Source organism: Streptomyces sp. NK15101 (assembly GCF_020400725.1).
Lineage (GTDB): Bacteria > Actinomycetota > Actinomycetes > Streptomycetales > Streptomycetaceae > Streptomyces.
This window is the reverse complement of sequence record NZ_JAINVG010000024.1, coordinates 1-18,453: the sequence shown is the minus strand read 5'-3', so window position 1 is coordinate 18,453 and position 18,453 is coordinate 1. Positions and strand designations below refer to the sequence as shown.

Annotated in this window: 20 protein-coding genes; 16 read left to right on the top strand and 4 right to left on the bottom strand. The window is 72.0% G+C overall.

Going from position 1 to position 18,453, the window contains the following annotated elements; genetic code table 11:
* The first annotated feature begins 6 nt into the window (after positions 1-6).
* Together dnaJ and K7G60_RS15420 are read left to right on the top strand one after the other, a co-directional pair.
* Positions 7-1,170 (top strand): molecular chaperone DnaJ, encoded by a 1,164-nt coding sequence (gene dnaJ, locus K7G60_RS15425; RefSeq protein ID WP_225801474.1) that lies wholly within the window; start codon positions 7-9, stop codon positions 1,168-1,170.
* Positions 1,171-1,174: 4 nt separating this feature from the next.
* The gene (locus K7G60_RS15420) at positions 1,175-1,618 is read left to right on the top strand and encodes a heat shock protein transcriptional repressor HspR (RefSeq protein ID WP_225801473.1); all 444 of its coding nucleotides are present in this window, start codon (positions 1,175-1,177) and stop codon (positions 1,616-1,618) included.
* A gap of 72 nt (positions 1,619-1,690) precedes the next feature.
* Here the strand turns inward: K7G60_RS15420 and K7G60_RS15415 are convergent, their stop codons facing one another.
* Positions 1,691-2,671, bottom strand: a complete 981-nt coding sequence (locus K7G60_RS15415) for a hypothetical protein (RefSeq protein WP_030690798.1) — start codon at positions 2,669-2,671, stop codon at positions 1,691-1,693.
* Positions 2,672-2,803: 132 nt separating this feature from the next.
* Between K7G60_RS15415 and K7G60_RS15410 the strand changes: the two genes are divergently transcribed.
* Positions 2,804-3,019, top strand: a complete 216-nt coding sequence (locus K7G60_RS15410) for a hypothetical protein (protein ID WP_225801472.1) — start codon at positions 2,804-2,806, stop codon at positions 3,017-3,019.
* Between the two features lie 8 nt (positions 3,020-3,027).
* The gene (locus tag K7G60_RS15405) at positions 3,028-3,345 is read left to right on the top strand and encodes a (2Fe-2S)-binding protein (RefSeq protein ID WP_078953989.1); all 318 of its coding nucleotides are present in this window, start codon (positions 3,028-3,030) and stop codon (positions 3,343-3,345) included.
* Between the two features lie 113 nt (positions 3,346-3,458).
* Here the strand turns inward: K7G60_RS15405 and K7G60_RS15400 are convergent, their stop codons facing one another.
* On the bottom strand, positions 3,459-3,863 hold the full coding sequence (locus K7G60_RS15400; RefSeq protein ID WP_225801471.1) for a pyridoxamine 5'-phosphate oxidase family protein: 405 nt from the start codon (positions 3,861-3,863) through the stop codon (positions 3,459-3,461).
* A 122-nt stretch (positions 3,864-3,985) separates the two neighbouring features.
* On the opposite strand from K7G60_RS15400, the gene clpB reads away from it, so the two are divergent.
* A complete protein-coding gene (gene clpB / locus K7G60_RS15395) occupies positions 3,986-6,577 on the top strand; it encodes an ATP-dependent chaperone ClpB (protein WP_225801470.1) in 2,592 nt (863 codons plus the stop codon).
* Between the two features lie 15 nt (positions 6,578-6,592).
* Here clpB and K7G60_RS15390 read toward each other — a convergent pair whose 3' ends face one another.
* The gene (locus K7G60_RS15390) at positions 6,593-7,021 is read right to left on the bottom strand and encodes a hypothetical protein (protein WP_225801469.1); all 429 of its coding nucleotides are present in this window, start codon (positions 7,019-7,021) and stop codon (positions 6,593-6,595) included.
* 117 nt (positions 7,022-7,138) lie between these two features.
* Between K7G60_RS15390 and K7G60_RS15385 the strand changes: the two genes are divergently transcribed.
* Positions 7,139-7,675, top strand: a complete 537-nt coding sequence (locus K7G60_RS15385; protein ID WP_225801468.1) for a YbjN domain-containing protein — start codon at positions 7,139-7,141, stop codon at positions 7,673-7,675.
* 129 nt (positions 7,676-7,804) lie between these two features.
* On the opposite strand, the gene K7G60_RS15380 is transcribed toward K7G60_RS15385, so the two are convergent.
* A complete protein-coding gene (locus tag K7G60_RS15380; RefSeq protein ID WP_374115632.1) occupies positions 7,805-8,998 on the bottom strand; it encodes a pyridoxal phosphate-dependent aminotransferase in 1,194 nt (397 codons plus the stop codon).
* Between the two features lie 77 nt (positions 8,999-9,075).
* On the opposite strand from K7G60_RS15380, the gene K7G60_RS15375 reads away from it, so the two are divergent.
* From K7G60_RS15375 to K7G60_RS15330, 10 genes are all read left to right on the top strand, one after another.
* Complete coding sequence (locus K7G60_RS15375; RefSeq protein WP_225801466.1) at positions 9,076-9,264, top strand: hypothetical protein; 189 nt, start codon at positions 9,076-9,078, stop codon at positions 9,262-9,264.
* 81 nt (positions 9,265-9,345) lie between these two features.
* On the top strand, positions 9,346-9,600 hold the full coding sequence (locus K7G60_RS15370) for a hypothetical protein (protein ID WP_225801465.1): 255 nt from the start codon (positions 9,346-9,348) through the stop codon (positions 9,598-9,600).
* 217 nt (positions 9,601-9,817) lie between these two features.
* Positions 9,818-10,336, top strand: a complete 519-nt coding sequence (locus K7G60_RS15365) for a DUF2617 family protein (RefSeq protein WP_225801464.1) — start codon at positions 9,818-9,820, stop codon at positions 10,334-10,336.
* Positions 10,337-10,411: 75 nt separating this feature from the next.
* Positions 10,412-12,094, top strand: a complete 1,683-nt coding sequence (locus tag K7G60_RS15360) for a polyamine aminopropyltransferase (protein ID WP_225801463.1) — start codon at positions 10,412-10,414, stop codon at positions 12,092-12,094.
* Positions 12,095-12,157: 63 nt separating this feature from the next.
* Positions 12,158-13,012: an SRPBCC family protein gene (locus K7G60_RS15355; RefSeq protein ID WP_225801462.1), complete on the top strand. Its 855-nt coding sequence runs from the start codon at positions 12,158-12,160 to the stop codon at positions 13,010-13,012.
* Positions 13,013-13,120: 108 nt separating this feature from the next.
* Positions 13,121-13,906 carry an aldose 1-epimerase gene (locus K7G60_RS15350; RefSeq protein WP_225801538.1) on the top strand — a complete coding sequence of 262 codons (786 nt, stop codon included), beginning with the start codon at positions 13,121-13,123 and terminating at the stop codon, positions 13,904-13,906.
* A gap of 33 nt (positions 13,907-13,939) precedes the next feature.
* Positions 13,940-14,479 (top strand): orotate phosphoribosyltransferase, encoded by a 540-nt coding sequence (pyrE, locus tag K7G60_RS15345; RefSeq protein WP_225801461.1) that lies wholly within the window; start codon positions 13,940-13,942, stop codon positions 14,477-14,479.
* A 222-nt stretch (positions 14,480-14,701) separates the two neighbouring features.
* Positions 14,702-15,724 carry a class II fructose-bisphosphate aldolase gene (gene fbaA / locus K7G60_RS15340; protein WP_225801460.1) on the top strand — a complete coding sequence of 341 codons (1,023 nt, stop codon included), beginning with the start codon at positions 14,702-14,704 and terminating at the stop codon, positions 15,722-15,724.
* A 71-nt stretch (positions 15,725-15,795) separates the two neighbouring features.
* On the top strand, positions 15,796-16,956 hold the full coding sequence (locus K7G60_RS15335) for a MalY/PatB family protein (protein ID WP_225801459.1): 1,161 nt from the start codon (positions 15,796-15,798) through the stop codon (positions 16,954-16,956).
* 55 nt (positions 16,957-17,011) lie between these two features.
* Positions 17,012-18,453, top strand: a 1,442-nt coding sequence (locus K7G60_RS15330; RefSeq protein ID WP_225801458.1) for an MFS transporter, incomplete at its 3' end; no start/stop codon positions are given.

Below are 18,453 nucleotides of genomic sequence, written 5' to 3'. Positions count from 1 at the left end.
ACGTCGATGAGCACGAAGGACTTCGTCGAGAAGGACTACTACAAGGTTCTCGGCGTCCCCAAGGACGCCACCGAGGCCGAGATCAAGAAGGCGTACCGGAAGCTCGCCCGCGAGAACCATCCGGACGCCAACAAGGGCGACGCGAGCGCCGAGGCGCGCTTCAAGGAGATCTCCGAGGCGAACGACATCCTCGGCGACCCCAAGAAGCGCAAGGAGTACGACGACGCCCGCGCCCTCTTCGGGAACGGCGGCTTCAGGGCCGGCGGTCCGGGCGGCGGCTCGTTCAACTTCGACCTGGGCGACCTCTTCGGAGGCGCCCAGGCCGGGGCGGGCGGCTTCGGCGGCGGGATCGGCGACGTCTTCGGCGGACTGTTCAACCGCGGCGGGGGAGCCGGCCGCACCCAGCCGCGGCGCGGCCAGGACATCGAGTCCGAGGTGACGCTCAGCTTCACCGAGGCCATCGAGGGCGCGACCGTGCCGCTGCGGATGTCCAGCCAGCAGCCGTGCACGGCGTGCTCGGGCACCGGCGACAAGAACGGCACGCCCCGGGTGTGCCCGACCTGCGTCGGCACCGGGCAGGTCTCGCGCGGCAGCGGCGGCGGCTTCTCGCTCACCGACCCGTGCGTGGACTGCAAGGGCCGCGGCCTCATCGCCGAGAACCCCTGCGAGGTCTGCAAGGGCAGCGGGCGGGCCAAGTCCTCCCGCACCATGCAGGTCCGCATCCCGGCGGGTGTCAGCGACAACCAGAAGATCCGTCTCCGCGGCAAGGGAGCGCCGGGCGAGCGCGGCGGGCAGAACGGCGACCTGTACGTCGTCGTGCACGTCGACGACCACCCGGTCTTCGGCCGCAAGGACGACAACCTCACCGTCACGGTGCCGGTCTCCTTCTGGGAGGCGGCGCTCGGCGGCGAGATCAAGGTCCCGACCCTCGGCGGCCCCGCGGTCACCCTCAAGCTGCCCGCGGGCACCCCGAACGGCCGGACCATGCGCGCCCGGGGCAAGGGCGCGGTCCGCAAGGACGGCACGCGCGGCGACCTCCTGGTGACGGTCGAGGTGGCGGTGCCGAAGGAGCTGGACGACAAGGCACGAGAGGCCCTGGAGACCTTCCGCGAGGCGACCGCCTCCGAGGACCCGCGGGCCGAGCTGTTCCAGGCCGCGAAGGGAGCGTGACCAGGTGGAAGGGCGCAGGCGCAATCCGTTCGAGCTGACCGACGAGTCGCCGGTGTACGTCATCTCGGTGGCGGCCCAGCTCTCCGGTCTGCACCCGCAGACCCTGCGGCAGTACGACCGTCTCGGCCTGGTCTCCCCGGACCGCACGGCCGGGCGGGGCCGCCGCTACTCGGCCCGTGACATCGAGCTGCTCCGCCAGGTGCAGCAGCTGTCGCAGGACGAGGGCATCAATCTGGCCGGAATCAAGCGGATCATCGAACTGGAGAACCAGGTCGCTGCGCTCCAGGCCCGGGTGTCCGAGCTGTCGGCGGCGGTCGAGGGCGCGGCGGCGACGCTGCGCCAGCGCGAGGCCCAGGTGCACGCCTCGTACCGCCGGGACCTGGTGCCGTACACCGACGTGCAGCAGGCGAGCGCCCTCGTGGTGTGGCGCCCGAAGCGCGGCGAGTAGCACGCCCCCCGTCACGGCGAAGGCCCCCTCCACTCCGGTGGAGGGGGCCTTCGCCGTTGTCGTGCGGGGCGCTCAGTTGTCCCGTTCGAGGATGCCGGACTGGGCGATCAGATAGCCGAGCTGCGCCCGGCTGCCGCTGCCGAGGGCGGCGGCGAGCTTGGCGATGTGCGCCCGGCAGGTCCGCACGTTCATCCCGAGCCGGCGGGCGATGGCCTCGTCGACGTGCCCCTCGACGAGGAGCCGGGCGATGGAGCGCTGGACGCCGCCGATGCCGTCGGTCTTGATGTCGTACGGGATCTCCTCCCGTATCGGCACCGCCAGCTGCCAGAACTGGTCGAAGACGCCGCCGAGGTAGGCGACCAGGCCGGGGTGGCGCAGCTCCAGGGCGACCTGGCGGTCGCTGCGGGCCGGGATGAAGGCGACCTCGCGGTCGACGATGATCAGCCGGTCGATGATCTCTTCGAGGGTGCGGACCTGGACCTCGGGGCCCACGTGCTCCAGATAGGTCAGCGTGAGCTCGGTGTGGCGCGCGGTGTGCTGGTAGAGCGTGCGCATGCTGATGCCGCGTCCCAGGAGCGGGGAGACGCGGTCGAGGGCCTCGCTGAGGGCCTGGGCGGGCCGTCCGCCGCCCGGCTGGACGGTGAGGAGCTCCTGGCGGCAGTTGGCCACGACGCGGTCGAGGGTCGAGTTGATGCGGTCGATGCCCTCGAGGACGGTGATGGCGTGTGTGGTGGGGGAGTCGTGGGCGCTGATGGCCATGAACGGCTCGAACGCGTCCGACAGGGCGACGGTGCGCCGCCGGCGGTCGAGTATCTCCCGCTCGATCGGCTGGAGCAGCTGGGCGAGCGCCGCGGAGGGGGGAACCGGACGCAGCCACTGCGCGTCGTCGGGGTCGGGGTGGAGCAGCGAGAGGTCGAGGAGACAGGGCGCCTCGACCGCCTCTGACCGGGGTATTCGCCCCGTGCGCAGAGCGGCCGCGTAGAGCTCGGAGCCCGCTTCGCACAGTTCGGCGTGCGAATGAGGGTGCCCTGTTTCGTCCGCTTGTTTCCGCATATGTACACCCCCAGGCTCCTGCATCTCAGGAACATGATGCCTGGGTTTGGTGGTGCAGGCGCAGAGAGTAAGCCATCGTCTTACTCGCGGGGGTTGGAAGTAGACGTTGCCTTCAAGTGAGGTTGCTCGGTGATGATGAAGAAGCTCATACGCGCGGCGGCCGGAGTCGCCTTCATCGCGGCCGCCACATTGGGCGCGGTGGGAGTGACCCCGGATCCGGGCTGGCACTCGGAGCCGGCGCAGGTGCAGGCCGCTCAGCTCGACCCGGGCTGGCACCTCGCGGCACCCACGCTCCTCGATGACCCGGGCTGGAGCGTGGCCCCCGCGCAGGACCCCGGCTGGAACTAGTCGGGCACATGAATGTTCCCGATGACCCCAGGTTCCGCCGGGAGATGGCCTCGGCCTATCGCTCCGGCTGGCACTTCGTCGATCTCGCCACGGCAATCCCCCACCGCGGCGACTCGCTGAAGGTCACCCTCTTCGGAGAGCCGATCGTCGTCGCCCGTGAGCAGGACGAAGACGTCCGCGCGTACCGCTGTCTGCGCCGTCCCCGCGGCGCTCCGCAGCCCATCCGCTGTGCCATCCGGTACGGCATGATCTTCGTCAACCTCGATCAGCGGGACCACCAGCTGATCGAAGCAGAGGCCATCACCGCCACCCCCCGCAGTGCCTGAGCGATTCCCCCGTCGTTGTAGATCGCTCCGGCACTTCCCCCACACAGCGGCGCCATCGCGGACCTGAAACGCGATGGCGCCGCTGTGCTTCTCCCTTTTCCCCGCCCGTGGGGTCAGGCGCGGCCCATCGCCCGGGTGAGGGCGATCTCGATGACGACCCGGTCCGGGTTCGGGGTCGGCGTGCGGCCGTAGCGCTCCGCGTAGCGGGCGACGGCGTTCGCGACGGTCTCGGCCTCCGTGCGGACGTGGGCGACGCCCTCCAGGGTGGCCCAGCGCCCCTTGTCGACCTGGCAGACCGCGACCCGCGCGCCGTCCGCGCCCGCCGCCAGGACGTTGGCGACCTTCCGGCTGTTCTTGTTGGTGATCACGCGCGCGTACCCGCCCTCGGGGTCGTACGTGACGCCGACCGCGACGACGTGCGGCGTGCCGTCCGGGCGCGGGGTGGTCAGGGTGCACATGTGGTACTCGCGCCAGAAGCTCAGGTACGAGTCGGAGGGGTTCCTGGGGTCTGTGGCCATGCCCGGAAACTACCCGCGGGAGAGCTCCCTCCGACACCTTGAGCGGAGTCGACTCAACTTTGTGTACCCTGGAGAGGTCATAGAAGGAGAGGACCCACGAGACCCCAGAAGGAGCACCGCACGTGGACGCCGAACTGACCAACAGGAGCCGGGACGCGATCAACGCGGCGAGCAGCCGCGCCGTGTCCGGGGGACACGCCGACCTGACCCCGGCCCATCTGCTGCTCGCGCTGCTGGCCGGTCAGGACAACGAGAACATCACCGACCTGCTCGCCGCCGCCGGGGCCGACCAGGCGGTCGTGCGCGCCGACGCGGAGCGGCTCCTCGCCGGTCTGCCCAGCATCACGGGGTCCACGGTCGCGCCCCCGCAGCCCAACCGGGACTTCCTCGCCGTCCTCGCCGACGCCGACGAGCGCGCCAAGGAGCTCGGCGACGACTACCTCTCGACCGAGCACCTGCTCATCGGGATCGCCGCCAGGGGCGGCCGGGCCGGTGAGATCCTCGACCGGCAGGGCGCGAGCGCATCGAAGCTTCTCGACGCCTTCGAGACGAGCAGGGGAGGACGCCGGGTGACCACACCCGACCCGGAGGGGCAGTACAAGGCGCTGGAGAAGTTCGGCACGGACTTCACCGCCGCCGCGCGCGAGGGCAAGCTGGACCCGGTCATCGGCCGCGACCACGAGATCCGGCGCGTCGTCCAGGTGCTGTCCCGCCGCACCAAGAACAACCCGGTCCTCATCGGCGAGCCCGGCGTCGGCAAGACCGCCGTCGTCGAGGGCCTCGCCCAGCGGATCGTGAAGGGCGACGTCCCCGAGTCCCTGAAGAACAAGCGGCTCGTCTCGCTCGACCTCGGCGCGATGGTCGCCGGCGCGAAGTACCGCGGCGAGTTCGAGGAGCGCCTGAAGACCGTCCTCTCCGAGATCAAGGACAGCGACGGCCAGATCATCACCTTCATCGACGAGCTGCACACGGTCGTCGGCGCGGGCGCCGGCGGCGACTCCGCCATGGACGCCGGCAACATGCTCAAGCCGATGCTGGCCCGCGGCGAGCTCCGCATGGTCGGCGCGACCACCCTCGACGAGTACCGCGAGCGCATCGAGAAGGACCCCGCCCTGGAGCGCCGCTTCCAGCAGGTCCTGGTCGCCGAGCCGACCGTCGAGGACACCATCGCGATCCTCCGCGGCCTCAAGGGCCGGTACGAGGCCCACCACAAGGTGCAGATCAACGACTCCGCCCTGGTGGCCGCCGCGACCCTCTCCGACCGGTACATCACCTCCCGCTTCCTCCCCGACAAGGCCATCGACCTCGTCGACGAGGCCGCCTCCCGGCTCCGCATGGAGATCGACTCCTCGCCCGTGGAGATCGACGAGCTCCAGCGCTCCGTGGACCGGCTCCGCATGGAGGAGCTGGCCCTGAAGAACGAGACGGACGCGGCGAGCAAACAGCGCCTGGAGAAGCTGCGGCGCGACCTCGCCGACCGCGAGGAGGAGCTGCGCGGCCTCACCGCCCGCTGGGAGAAGGAGAAGCAGTCCCTCAACCGGGTCGGCGAGCTGAAGGAGCGCCTCGACGAGACCCGCGGCCGCGCCGAGCGCGCCCAGCGCGACGGCGACTTCGACACCGCCTCCAAGCTGCTGTACGGGGAGATCCCGGCCCTGGAGCGGGAGCTGGAGGCCGCCACCGAGGCGGAGGCCCAGCAGGAGGCGTCCAAGGACACCATGGTCAAGGACGAGGTCGGGCCCGACGACATCGCGGACGTGGTCGGCTCCTGGACCGGCATTCCCGCCGGCCGCCTCCTGGAGGGCGAGACGCAGAAGCTGCTCCGCATGGAGGCCGAGCTCGGCAAGCGGCTGATCGGCCAGTCCGAGGCCGTCCAGGCCGTCTCGGACGCGGTGCGCCGCACCCGTGCCGGGATCGCCGACCCCGACCGGCCCACCGGCTCCTTCCTCTTCCTCGGCCCGACCGGCGTCGGCAAGACCGAGCTGGCGAAGGCGCTCGCCGACTTCCTCTTCGACGACGAGCGGGCCATGGTCCGCATCGACATGTCGGAGTACGGCGAGAAGCACTCCGTCGCCCGCCTGGTCGGCGCGCCCCCCGGCTACGTGGGCTACGAGGAGGGCGGCCAGCTCACGGAGGCGGTCCGCCGCCGCCCGTACAGCGTGGTCCTGCTCGACGAGGTGGAGAAGGCGCACCCGGAGGTCTTCGACGTCCTGCTCCAGGTCCTGGACGACGGACGCCTGACCGACGGGCAGGGCCGGACGGTGGACTTCCGCAACACCATCCTGATCCTGACCTCGAACCTCGGCAGCCAGTACCTGGTCGAGCCGCTGACCTCGGAGGAGGTGAAGAAGGAGCAGGTCCTGGAGGTCGTGCGGGCGAGCTTCAAGCCCGAGTTCCTCAACCGGCTGGACGACCTGGTCGTCTTCTCCGCGCTCGACCGGGCCGAGCTGGGGCGGATCGCGCGGCTCCAGATCGACCGGCTCGCGAAGCGCCTCGCCGACCGGCGCCTCACCCTGGACGTCACCCCGGAGGCCCTGGAGTGGCTCGCCGAGGAGGGCAACGACCCCGCGTACGGCGCGCGGCCGCTGCGCCGCCTGATCCAGACGGCGATCGGCGACCGGCTCGCCAAGGAGATCCTGGCGGGCGAGGTCGTGGACGGCGACACGGTCCGGGTGGACCGCTTCGAGGACGGCCTGATCGTCGGGGCGGCGCAGTAGCCGTCCCCGCCGGGGCTACACGTCGAAGGAGGTGAGGTGTACGAGGGCGGTGCCGCCGTCCTCGTACACCACCTTCACGTGGACGTAGAGCGCCTGGCCGTAGTCCTCGTCCAGGCACAGGTCCGCGTCGCAGGAGGCCGGCGGCTCGCCACCCGGATAGGTGGTTTTCAGCCAGTCGGCGACCCCGGTGCGCGGCATGCGGAAATCCACGGTGATGTACGAGTCCTGCCAGTGCATCCCGGTGCACCGGGCGTCCTCGGCCCCTGCCGGAAGCCTGCCGCGGGCGAACTCCATCGCCTCGGCGCAGTCCACCGGCTGCTCCCTGCCGCCCTCACTGATGGAGTAGGCGCCCCAGGCCAGAAAGGTGACGGGCAGCCCGCAGAGCGCCACGAGCCCCACGAGGAGCCAGATCCACCACCGGGATTCCTTCTTCGTGTCCCCCATGGGCACGGGATCATGTCAGCCGGCAGCGGATCTCGCCTCTTCCGGCCCTGCGGGGCTTGCCACGTACCGCCCGGGATGGGGGAGGATGGCGAGCATCCGTACGAAGGGAAATACACGGTGAGCATCGACCCGTCCTCGATTCCGAATTTCGGGGGCCAGCCCCAGCCTCAGGCCGTAGGACCGGCGGGCCCCGTCGTCCCCGACCAGGACCTCGTCAAGCAGCTCCTCGACCAGATGGAACTCAAGTACGTCGTCGACGACGAGGGTGACCTCGCGGCGCCGTGGGAGGAGTTCCGCACGTACTTCATGTTCCGCGGCGAGGGCGAGCAGCAGGTCTTCTCGGTGCGGACGTTCTACGACCGTCCGCACTCCGCCGACGACCGCGCGAAGGTCCTCGACGCGATCGACGACTGGAACCGCCGCACCCTGTGGCCCAAGGTCTACACCCACCTGCACGAGGAGGAGGACGGCTCCGCCACCCTCCGCCTCATCGGCGAGGCCCAGATGCTGATCGGCACCGGCGTCGCCCTGGAGCACTTCGTGTCCTCCACGGTCAGCTGGGTCCGCGCCTCCATCGAGTTCGACAAGTGGATCGTGGAGCAGTTCGGCCTGGAGTCCCCGGAGGACAAGGCCGAGGGCGGCGACGAGGAGTAGTCCTCGCCCCCGCGCACACGGAGGGAGCCCGGCTTCGGCGCCGGGCTCCCTCCGCGTTCTTTCGGTCTTTGGGACGCCGGGAGCCCCGGGGTCCCCGGGAAATCGGGGGTCTCGGGCCCCGGCAGGGCCTCAGGCGAGCCGCTTGAGGCGGGAGACGGCCTCCTCCAGGACCTCGGTCTTCTTGCAGAAGGCGAAGCGGACGAAGGGGGCGCCCTCCTCGCGGTGGTCGTAGAAGACGGCGTTGGGGATGGCGACGACGCCCGCGCGCTCCGGGAGGGAGCGGCAGAAGGCGAAGCCGTCGGTGGCGCCGAGGGGGCGGATGTCGGTGGTGACGAAGTAGGTGCCGGCCGGGCGGTAGACCTCGAAGCCCGCCTGCGCGAGGCCCTCGCTCAGCAGGTCCCGCTTGGCGCGCAGGTCGGCGCGCAGCCCGTCGAAATAGGCGGCGGGGAGGCGGAGGGCCTCGGCGATCGCGTACTGGAAGGGGCCCGAGGAGACGTACGTGAGGAACTGCTTGGCCGAGCGGACGGCGGAGGTCAGCTCGGGGCTCGCGGTGGTCCAGCCGACCTTCCAGCCCGTGAAGGAGAACGTCTTCCCGCTCGAACCGATGGTGACGGTGCGCTCCCGCATGCCGGGCAGGCTCGCGATCGGCAGGTGCTCGGCCCCGTCGAAGACCAGGTGCTCGTACACCTCGTCCGTGACGACCAGCAGGTCCCGCTCGACCGCCAGCTCGGCGACGGCGGTCAGCTCGGCCCGGGTGAGGACCGTGCCGGTGGGGTTGTGCGGGGTGTTGAGCAGGATCAGCCGGGTCCGGCCGGTGACGGCGGCCCGCAGCTCGTCGAGGTCGAGCACGTAGCGTCGGTCGGCGGCTCCGCCGCGGACGCCCTCGTGGGGGCGGAGGGTGACGGGGACCCTGGTGCCGCCGGCCATCGCGATGCAGGCGGCGTACGAGTCGTAGTACGGCTCCAGGGCGATCACCTCGTCGCCCGGCTCGACCAGGGCGAGCAGGGCCGCCGCGATCGCCTCGGTGGCGCCCGCCGTGACGAGGACCTCGGCGTCGGGGTCGTACACGAGGCCGTACCGCTCCCGCTGGTGGTCGGCGATCGCCGACCGCAGCTCGGGGACGCCGGGGCCGGGCGGGTACTGGTTGCCGCGGCCGTCCCGCAGCGCGCGGACCGCCGCCTCCCGGACCTCCTCCGGGCCGTCGGTGTCGGGGAAGCCCTGACCGAGGTTGATCGACCCGGTCCTGGCGGCGAGCGCGGACATCTCGGCGAAGATCGTCGTCCCGAACTCGGCGAGGCGGCGATTGAGCAGCGGTCGTGTCATGGGCGCCATCCTGGGGCCAAGCTCTGGACTTGCTCAAGTGCGCTTTGACGGGTGTCCGGGGCGGGGATCGCCCTGGCATGGACATCGCATTCTTCATCGCCGGACTCGTGATCGTGATCGCGATCGTGGTGGGGGTCGTCGCGAAGGCGCTGAGCGGGACGACGCGCGTGAGCCGCGCCGGCGGCGGCAGTGACAGCTGGTGGGCCGGGTCCTCGACCTCGTCCTCCTCGTGTTCCAGCTGCTCCAGCTCGTCCTCGTGCAGCTGAAGCTCTGGACTCGCTCAAGTCGGATTTGACGGGGTGTCGGACCGGGCATCCCCCTCGCACAGAAGAACGGGGGTAGTACAGATGGGATTCATCTTCTTCGTCGTCATCGCGATGGTCGTCCTCGGGGCGGTCGTCGCCGTCCGGGAAGCGGCCGGGGGGAAGAAGCGCCGGAGCGGGGGCGGGAAGCGCCGTGGCGGGGTCAAGGGCGGCCGGCGCAAGGGCCGCAGCAGCTGGGCCGACGGGGGTGGCGGTGGCGGCTGCGGCGGGAGCAGCTCGTGCGGTTCCGGCAGCTCGTGCGGCTCCGGCTGCGGTGGTGGTGGCTGCGGCGGCAGCTGATTGAACAATTGAACTGCTGGGGCCCCGAAGGGGTTGGAAAACACGGCAAGTTGGGTAAAAACGCTGCGAGTCGCCCGGCGCACGTGGTTCTCTCGCTCCTGACAGAGACAGCCCTCGGACCGTGTGTGGACCCGAGCCGGCGATTCCCCACTCCCGTAGAACCCTTCTCCGGGGCGCCCCCGGCCCACCCGTCAAACCGTGTTTGCGGAGCCGACCCATGCTCACCACCCTGAAGACGTCATACACCGATACGCGTGCGGCAGATCTGGCCTGGGCCCTCGGGCGCGAGCCGCTGCCCGCGCTCGCCGTGCTCGATCTCGAACTCTCCGGCGCCAAGCTCCAGTTGAGGCTGCTCGGCGCCTCCCATCAGGTCCTCCTGGAGGAGGAGGGGCGCCACTGCTCGGAGACCGTGGCCTGCATGCCGGGCAGCAGCACCCCGCTCCCGCTCGGCGTGTCCAAGCGCGTCGGCGAATGGGAGTACGAATTCTCGGCGCGCGTCGAGACGCTCTCGCACGGCTCCTTCGCGGGCCGTGCGCAGGAGCTGCTCGCGCTCGTCGCCGACCACCCCAACGGCCTCGCGGGGACCTTCCCGGGCTCCCCGCACGCCTTCACGGCGATGCTGGCGCAGCGCCACGAGGGCCAGGTGCGCTGGCGCACCTGGCACGCCTACCCGCAGGAAGGGCAGCTGGTGGTGACCAGGACCCGCCTCGGCGCACGTATGCCCGCAACGCTCTGATGCGCCCTCCTGGAGCCCCATGTGCACTCGTGTGGGTGACAAGGGGTGCGACAGTCGTGACGTAGCGTTACGGACATGATCGAGCCGACCGTGACCATGCCACCCAAGAGGGTGCGCCGGCCGCCTGTGCGGCCGCCTGTGCGGCCGCCGCGCGAGGCGGTGCGGTTCCCGGTCCTCGGGGTCGTCTTCGTCTGCGCCGCCTGCGGACTGGTCTACGAACTCGAACTCGTCGCGCTCGCCTCCTACCTGATCGGCGACTCGGTCACCCAGGCCTCCGTCGTGCTCTCCGTGATGGTCTTCGCGATGGGGGTGGGCTCGCTCCTCGCCAAGCGGCTGCGCTGCCGTGCCGCCGTCGGCTTCGGCCTGGTCGAGGCCGGGCTCGCGCTGATCGGCGGCTGCTCGGCGATGGCGCTGTACGCGGCCTTCGCCTGGCTCGGCGAATCGCGGTACGTGCTGGTGGCGTTCTCCCTCGCCATCGGGGTGCTCATCGGCGCCGAGATCCCGCTCCTGATGTCGCTCATACAGCGGGCGGGACGCGAACGCGCCGGGCGGAGCGGGCGGCAGGCCCCGCTCGGGGAGCAGGACGACGCCGCCGGGACGGTCGCCGACCTCTTCGCCGCGGACTACGTCGGCGCGCTCGTCGGCGGCCTCGCCTTCCCCTTCCTGCTGCTGCCCTGGCTCGGCCAGCTCACCGGCGCGCTCGTCACCGGCGCGGTCAACGCGGTCGCGGGAGGCGGCCTCGTCCTCTGGGTGTTCCGCCACGACCTGACCCGCCGGTCCCGGGCCCTGCTCATGGCCGTGAACCTGTGCGTCCTGACCGTCCTCGCCACCGCGACCGTCCTCGTCGACGACTTCGAACAGGCCGCGCGCCGCGCCGTGTACGGGGACCGGGTGCGGGTCGCCGTCCACACCGAGCTCCAGGAGGTCGTGGTGACCGGGGGCCGCGAGGAGCCGCCCGACCTGTTCCTCGACGGGCGCCTGCGGGTGGCGGGCCGGGACGAGTACCGCTACCACGAGGCGCTCGTGCACCCCGCGATGAACGGCCCGCACGCGCGCGTGCTGATCGTCGGCGGCGGCGACGGGATGGCCGCCCGCGAGGCCCTGCGCTACGCCGGGGTCCGCTCCGTCACCGTCGTCGAGCTCGACCCGGGGGTCGTCCGCCTCGCCCGTACGGATCCGGCGCTCGCCACGCTCAACGCGCAGGCCTTCCGCGACCCCCGCGTCCACGTGGTCTACGCGGACGCGTTCAACTGGCTGAGGGGCGCCGCCGATCGTCTGCAGGAACGGTACGACGTGGTGATCTCCGATCTGCCCGACCCGGGTATCACCCCCAGCGCCAAGCTCTACTCGGAGGAGTTCTACGGCCTGGTGGCCCGGGTGCTCACCGCCACCGGACGGTTCGCCGTGCACGCCGGATCGGCCGCCGACCGGCCCCGCACCTACTGGACCGTCGACGCCACCCTGCGCGCCGCCGGCTTCGCGACCCGCCCGTTCAGCGCGGCCGGCCGCACCCCCGGCTTCGCCGCCGGCCCCGACCGCGCCGACCGCGCCGGCCGTACGGGGCGGGGCCCGCGGGACTGGGGCTTCCTCCTGGCCGTACGGGGCGACCGGCCGCCCGCCCTCGGCCTGGCCCCCGGCGCGCCCCGGCTGCGCTCACTCGGCGCCGGGACCCTGGAGGCCGCCGCGCGCCGCGCCGAACGGACCCGGGGCGCCGCACCGCCGCCCTCGACCCTGGTGCACCCCCGGTACGGGGCCTGACGGGGGACACCCCCTGGGACGAACAGGCGACGCCGCGCCCCCGTCTGAGTAGGCTCGGCTTCCATGGAGCATGAGGTGTTCGTTCCCGTCCCTGCCGAGGCCCTGCGCGCGGCGCTCACGGACCCGGCCCGCGTGCTGCGCTGCGTGCCCGGTCTCCAGCGGGACGCCGACGCGGAGGCGGCCCCCCTCACGGGCCGGCTGAAGGTGCGGGTCGGCGGCAACACCATCACCTATCGGGGCGCCCTCAGGGTCGTCGAACGGGACGGTGCCATCACCTACGAGGGGGAGGGCACCGAGGTGCGGGGCAAGGGCTCGGCCGAGTTGTCCCTCACCGTCGTCCTCACCCCGGTGGCCGAGGGGACCAGCCTGAGCTTCACCGGCGCCCTCACGGCGGCCGGCCGGCTCGCCGACGCGACGGACGAGGCGCGCTCCACGGCGGGCGCCCGGCTCCTCGACAAGTTCGTGGAGGCGGTGGTCGCGCTGGCGGACGAGCCGGAGGCGGCTCCGGACGTGACCCCGGAGAGGGCCCCGGAGGAGATCTGGGTGGAGCCCTCGGAGGAGGCCAGTGACGACGACGGGGTCGACGACGGAGCGGAGGAGCCCTCCGGGCGGGGCGCCGCCTTCGACTCGCCGGTGACGCCGTCCTCCCTCGACCCGCTCCTCGACGAGGACTTCGGCGAGACCCCGATCGAGTTCCCCTCCCCGCAGCCCGCCGCCGAGGCCGCCCACGCCCGCCGGACCATGATCGGGCGGAGCGCCGAGGAGGTCGACCACGCGCCGCCGCGCGGCCGGTACGCCCCCGTCCCCGCCCCCGAGGCGACGAGCGCCGGCGCCACCCTGCGCTGGATCGCGCCGGCCGCGGCCCTCGCGCTCGCCTCGGCCGTCGTCGTGGGCCGGGCGCTGCGCCGCCGCCGCTGAAACGGTCCCGTCGGCGCCGGGCGCCACGAGCCCGGCCCGACCGGCCGGACACCCCAGGGCCTGGCCGGCCCTGATCCGCCGGACAGGCCCTAGGCTCGGAGGGTGAGCATGCAGACGCGACTGACGGCGGGCGACGCCGAGTTGACCATTAACCCCGAACACGGCTGCCGGATCGAGAGCCTGCGCATCGGCGGCACCGAACTGCTGCGCCAGGGTGAGCGGTACGGAAGCTTCCCGATGGCGCCCTGGTGCGGGCGGACCGAGAACGGCCGCTTCCGCAACGGCGCCACCATCCACCGGCTGCCGGTCAACGCCGCTCCGCACGCCATTCACGGCACCGTCCGCGACCTCGCCTGGAAGACCGCCCGGACCTCCGCGACCGAGGCCGTCTTCACCTGCGAGCTCGGCGACCCCTGGCCGTACCAGGGCCGGGTCACCCAGGTCTTCGAGCTGGCCGAGGACTCCCTCACCCTCCGCTTCGGCGTCGAGACCTACGACGACTCCTTCCCGGCGCAGGCCGGCTGGCACCCCTGGTTCCTGCGCAACCTGGGCCGGGGCGGACAGGACGTGCGGATCGACTTCACGCCCGCCTGGCAGGAGGAGCGCGGGGAGAACCACCTCCCGACCGGCCGCCGCATCGACCCCCTCCCCGGTCCCTGGGACGACTGCTTCGGCATGCCCGGCGGCGTCGACGTCACCCTCACCTGGCCGGAGGAGCTGGAGCTGAAGGTCGCGAGCCGCGCCGAGTGGGTCGTGATCTACGACGAGCCCGCGGAGGCGGTCTGCGTCGAGCCGCAGTCCGGCCCGCCGAACGGCCTCAACACGCACCCGCGCCTGGTCACCCCGATCGACCCCCTGGAGGTCGAGAGCACCTGGAGCTGGCGTCGGCTGTGAGAGCCGCGAAAGACGCCCCTTAAGCTGCTGAGCATGACTGACGTACGCGCTGAGCTGCTCCAGCAGATCAAGGACAAGGCCGTGGTGCACGGCAAGGTGACCCTCTCCTCGGGTCTGGAAGCCGACTACTACATCGACCTGCGTCGCATCACGCTGGACGGCGAGGCCGCGCCGCTGGTCGGTCAGGTCATGCTCGACCTCACGGCCGATCTGGACTTCGACTGCGTCGGCGGGCTCACCCTGGGCGCCGACCCGGTCGCGACCTCGATGCTGCACGCCTCCGCCGCGCGCGGGCAGCGCCTGGACGCCTTCGTCGTGCGCAAGGCGCAGAAGGCGCACGGCATGCAGCGCCGCATCGAGGGCACGGACGTCAAGGGCCGTCGCTGCCTCGTCGTCGAGGACACCTCGACCACCGGCGGCTCGCCGCTGACCGCGGTCGAGGCCGTCCGCGAGGCGGGCGGCGAGGTCGTCGCCGTGGCCACCATCGTGGACCGGGGCGCCGCCGGCGCCATCGCCGAGGCCGGCCTGCCGTACCTCACCGGCTACCAGCTGGCGGATCTCGGCCTGGCGTAACCGCCGCGAAGTCGTGACTTAGGGCCCGGACTCCTGGCGAAACCGTCCTGACCTGGTGTTTTACCGAGGGGCGGGGTGTTTCACGTGAAACACCCCGCCCCTCGGTATGTCACGACCGTGGGAGCCCGCACAAGAGTCTGGAAAGATGGGCGGCGACGATGACGTCGCCCCTAGGTCAGGGACAGCAACGCACACACCCCGCACATCACAAGGAGCGGACGAATGCCCATCGCAACCCCCGAGGTCTACAACGAGATGCTCGACCGGGCGAAGGCTGGCAAGTTCGCCTACCCGGCCATCAACGTGACCTCGTCCCAGACCCTGCACGCTGCGCTGCGCGGCTTCGCGGAGGCCGAGAGCGACGGCATCATCCAGATCTCGACCGGCGGTGCCGAGTTCCTGGGCGGTCAGTACAACAAGGACATGGTCACGGGCGCCGTCGCCCTGGCCGAGTTCGCGCACATCGTCGCCGCGAAGTACGACATCACGGTCGCCCTCCACACCGACCACTGCCCGAAGGACAAGCTGGACGGCTACGTCCGTCCGCTGCTCGACATCTCCGCCGAGCGCGTCAAGGCCGGTCGGAACCCGCTGTTCCAGTCGCACATGTGGGACGGCTCCGCCGAGACCCTCGCCGACAACCTGGCCATCGGCCAGGAGCTGCTCGCGAAGGCCGCCGCCGCCAAGATCATCCTCGAGGTCGAGATCACCCCGACCGGCGGCGAGGAGGACGGCGTCAGCCACGAGATCAACGACGAGCTGTACACCACCGTCGAGGACGCCATCCGCACCGCCGAGGCCCTCGGCCTGGGCGAGAAGGGCCGCTACCTGCTGGCCGCGTCCTTCGGCAACGTGCACGGCGTCTACAAGCCGGGCAACGTCGTGCTCCGCCCCGAGCTCCTCAAGGACCTCCAGGCGGGCGTCGCGGCGAAGTTCGGCAAGGCCGACCCGTTCGACTTCGTCTTCCACGGCGGCTCGGGCTCGACGGCCGAGGAGATCGCCACCGCGCTGGAGAACGGCGTCGTGAAGATGAACCTCGACACCGACACCCAGTACGCCTTCACCCGCCCGGTCGTGGACCACATGTTCCGCAACTACGACGGTGTCCTGAAGGTCGACGGCGAGGTCGGCAAGAAGTCCACCTACGACCCGCGCACCTGGGGCAAGCTGGCCGAGGCCGGCATGGCCGTCCGCGTGACCGAGGCGTGTGCCGCGCTGCGCTCCACCGGCACGAAGCTGAAGTAAGCGTGTGACCGAAGGGCCCGGTACCTCCCGAGGTGCCGGGCCCGTCGTGTGTCCGTCGACGGGAGGGCCTGATGTACGACTTCGACCGGCAGATAGACCGGCAGGGGACCTGGTCGGTCCAGTGGGACGGCATCGCGGACCGCTTCGGCGTCCCCGATCTGCTGCCCTTCACCATCTCCGACATGGACTTCGCCTCCCCGCCGGAGGTCCTCGCGGCCCTGCGCGAGCGCGTCGACCACGGGGTCTTCGGCTACACGGACTGGCGCCTGGGGGAGTTCCGGGAGGCGATCCACCACTGGTACGCGAGCCGGTACGGCGCCGAGATCGACCCCGGGACGCTGGTGTACGCGCCCTCCGTGCTCTCCCAGCTCTCGCAGCTCCTCCAGATGTGGACCGCCCCCGGCGACGGCGTGGTCGTCCACACCCCCACGTACGACGGCTTCCGCAAGGCCGTCACCGGGCTCGGGCGCGAGCTGCGGGGCGTCCCGGTCGACGACCCGGCGGCCCTGGAGCGGGAGCTCGCCCGGCCGGACAGCCGGATGCTGCTGCTCTGCTCCCCGCACAACCCGACCGGCCGGGTGTGGACGGAGGAGGAGCTCACCGTCTTCGCCGAGCTGGCCGAGCGGTACGGCGCGGCCGTCGTCAGCGACGAGATCCACGCCGACCTGACGACCGAGGGCCACCGGCACGTCCCCTGGACCCGGATCGCCGAGCCGGGACGGGGCCGCCGCTGGGCCCTGATCACCTCCGGCACGAAGGCCTTCAACTTCCCGGCCCTCTCCGGCTCGTACGGCATGGTCGGCGACCCCGACGAGCGCGAGGCGTTCGTCCGGCGCATGGAGACCGGCGAGGGGCTCGCCTCGCCCGCGGTGCTCTCCCTGACCGCGCACATCGCCGCCTACCGGCAGGGCGCGGCCTGGCTGGACGAGCTGCGCGGATACGTGGCGGGGACGATGGACATGCTCCGCAAGCGCCTCGCGGAAGGGCTTCCCGAGATCGAGTGGACGCCCCCGCAGGCCGGCTACCTGGCCTGGATCGACCTGCGGCCGCTCGGCATCGAGGAGACCCGGCTCCAGGAGGAGCTGGTGGCGGTGGAGAAGGTCGCGATCATGCCCGGCGGGGTCTACGGCACGCCCGGCTTCGTCCGGCTGAACGTCGGCTGTCCCCGGAGCAAGGCCGAGCGGGGCGTGGACGCGCTCGTCCGCGCGGCGAACCGGCTGCGCACGGCCTGAGCCACCGGGCCGCAAGGAGGTGCACGGGGCCGTCCCCGCGAGGAGCATGGCAGGCATGGGCGTGAGGGACGTGCGGATGGCCTCGGGGACCGGCCGGTGGATCTTGTTCACCACCGTCCTCGGGTCGGGGATGGCGCTGCTCGACTCGACCGTCGTCAACGTCGCCCTGCCGCACATCGGCGAGGACCTGGGCGCCGACCTCGCCGTCCTCCAGTGGACGGTCAACGCCTACATGCTGACCCTGGCCGGGCTGATCCTGCTCGGCGGCTCGCTCGGCGACCGGTTCGGACGTCGCCGGGTCTTCGTGGTCGGGGTGGTGTGGTTCGCGGCGGCCTCGCTGCTCTGCGGGCTCGCACCGAACGCCGGGGTGCTGATCGCGGCCCGCGCCCTCCAGGGAGTGGGCGGGGCGCTCCTCACCCCCGGCTCCCTCGCGCTGATCCAGGCGAGCTTCCACGAGGACGACCGGGCGAGGGCCGTCGGGCTCTGGTCGGGCTTCGGCGGGGTGGGCGCGGCGATCGGGCCGTTCGTGGGCGGCTGGCTGGTGGACGGCCCCGGCTGGCGGTGGGTGTTCCTGTTGAACGTGCCGCTCGCCGCCGTCTGCGTGCCGGTCGCCCTGCGGCACGTGCCGGAGTCGCGGGACGAGACCGCGCACGGCCGCTTCGACGTGCTCGGCGCGGTCCTGGGCGCTGCGGCGCTCGCCCTCGTCACGTACGCGCTGATCGGCGCGGCCTGGTGGGCCGGCGCGGCCGGGGCGGTGGTCGGGGCCTGCTTCACGGTGGTGGAGCGGCGGCGCGGGGAGCGGGCGATGGTGCCGCCGTCGATCTTCCGCTCGCGGCTGTTCACAGCCGTCAACCTGGTCACCCTGTGCGTGTACGCGGCGTTCGGCGGCTTCTTCTTCCTGGCGGCCCTCCAGCTCCAGGTGGTCTCCGGCTATTCGGCGCTCGGCGCCGGCACGGCCCTGCTGCCGACGACCGTGCTGATGCTGCTGCTGTCGGCGAAGTCCGGGGAACTGGGGGAGAAGATCGGACCCCGCATCCCGCTCACCGTGGGGCCGCTGCTGTGCGCCGGCGGGATGCTGCTGATGCTGCGGGTCGGGGAGGACGCCTCGTACGTACGGGACGTGCTGCCGGCGCTGCTCGTCCTCGGGCTCGGCATGACGACCCTGGTCGCCCCGCTGACCGCGACCGTCCTCGCCTCGGTGGACGTGTCCCGGGCGGGCCTCGCGAGCGGCATCAACAACGCGGCCGCCCGCGCGGCCGGGCTGATCGCGGTGGCCGCGCTGCCGCTGCTCGCCGGGATGGGCCCGGAGGCGTACCTCTCGGCGGACGAGTTCGGGGAGACGTTCCGGCGGGCGATGCCGATGTGCGCGGGGATCCTGGTGGTGGGCGCGGGCCTCGCCTGGACGACCATGAGGACCCCGGCCGCGTCGGCGGACTGCCACCCCGACCCGCACCGGAACGCGCCGTGCCCCCGAGCCCGAGGCCCGGGGGCACGGCG

Bases quoted from the DNA above. Each gene is read 5' to 3' on its own strand.
- K7G60_RS15335 (WP_225801459.1), top strand. From the start codon at position 15,796: ATGTACGACTTCGACCGGCAGATAGACCGGCAGGGGACCTGGTCGGTC.
- fbaA (WP_225801460.1), top strand. From the start codon at position 14,702: ATGCCCATCGCAACCCCCGAGGTCTACAACGAGATGCTCGACCGGGCG.
- K7G60_RS15390 (WP_225801469.1), bottom strand. From the start codon at position 7,021: ATGGGGGACACGAAGAAGGAATCCCGGTGGTGGATCTGGCTCCTCGTG.
- K7G60_RS15400 (WP_225801471.1), bottom strand. From the start codon at position 3,863: ATGGCCACAGACCCCAGGAACCCCTCCGACTCGTACCTGAGCTTCTGG.
- K7G60_RS15380 (WP_374115632.1), bottom strand. From the start codon at position 8,998: ATGACACGACCGCTGCTCAATCGCCGCCTCGCCGAGTTCGGGACGACG.
- K7G60_RS15360 (WP_225801463.1), top strand. From the start codon at position 10,412: ATGATCGAGCCGACCGTGACCATGCCACCCAAGAGGGTGCGCCGGCCG.
- K7G60_RS15405 (WP_078953989.1), top strand. From the start codon at position 3,028: ATGAATGTTCCCGATGACCCCAGGTTCCGCCGGGAGATGGCCTCGGCC.
- dnaJ (WP_225801474.1), top strand. From the start codon at position 7: ATGAGCACGAAGGACTTCGTCGAGAAGGACTACTACAAGGTTCTCGGC.
- K7G60_RS15375 (WP_225801466.1), top strand. From the start codon at position 9,076: ATGGACATCGCATTCTTCATCGCCGGACTCGTGATCGTGATCGCGATC.
- K7G60_RS15370 (WP_225801465.1), top strand. From the start codon at position 9,346: ATGGGATTCATCTTCTTCGTCGTCATCGCGATGGTCGTCCTCGGGGCG.
- K7G60_RS15365 (WP_225801464.1), top strand. From the start codon at position 9,818: ATGCTCACCACCCTGAAGACGTCATACACCGATACGCGTGCGGCAGAT.
- K7G60_RS15415 (WP_030690798.1), bottom strand. From the start codon at position 2,671: ATGCGGAAACAAGCGGACGAAACAGGGCACCCTCATTCGCACGCCGAA.
- K7G60_RS15410 (WP_225801472.1), top strand. From the start codon at position 2,804: ATGATGAAGAAGCTCATACGCGCGGCGGCCGGAGTCGCCTTCATCGCG.
- K7G60_RS15355 (WP_225801462.1), top strand. From the start codon at position 12,158: ATGGAGCATGAGGTGTTCGTTCCCGTCCCTGCCGAGGCCCTGCGCGCG.
- pyrE (WP_225801461.1), top strand. From the start codon at position 13,940: ATGACTGACGTACGCGCTGAGCTGCTCCAGCAGATCAAGGACAAGGCC.
- K7G60_RS15350 (WP_225801538.1), top strand. From the start codon at position 13,121: ATGCAGACGCGACTGACGGCGGGCGACGCCGAGTTGACCATTAACCCC.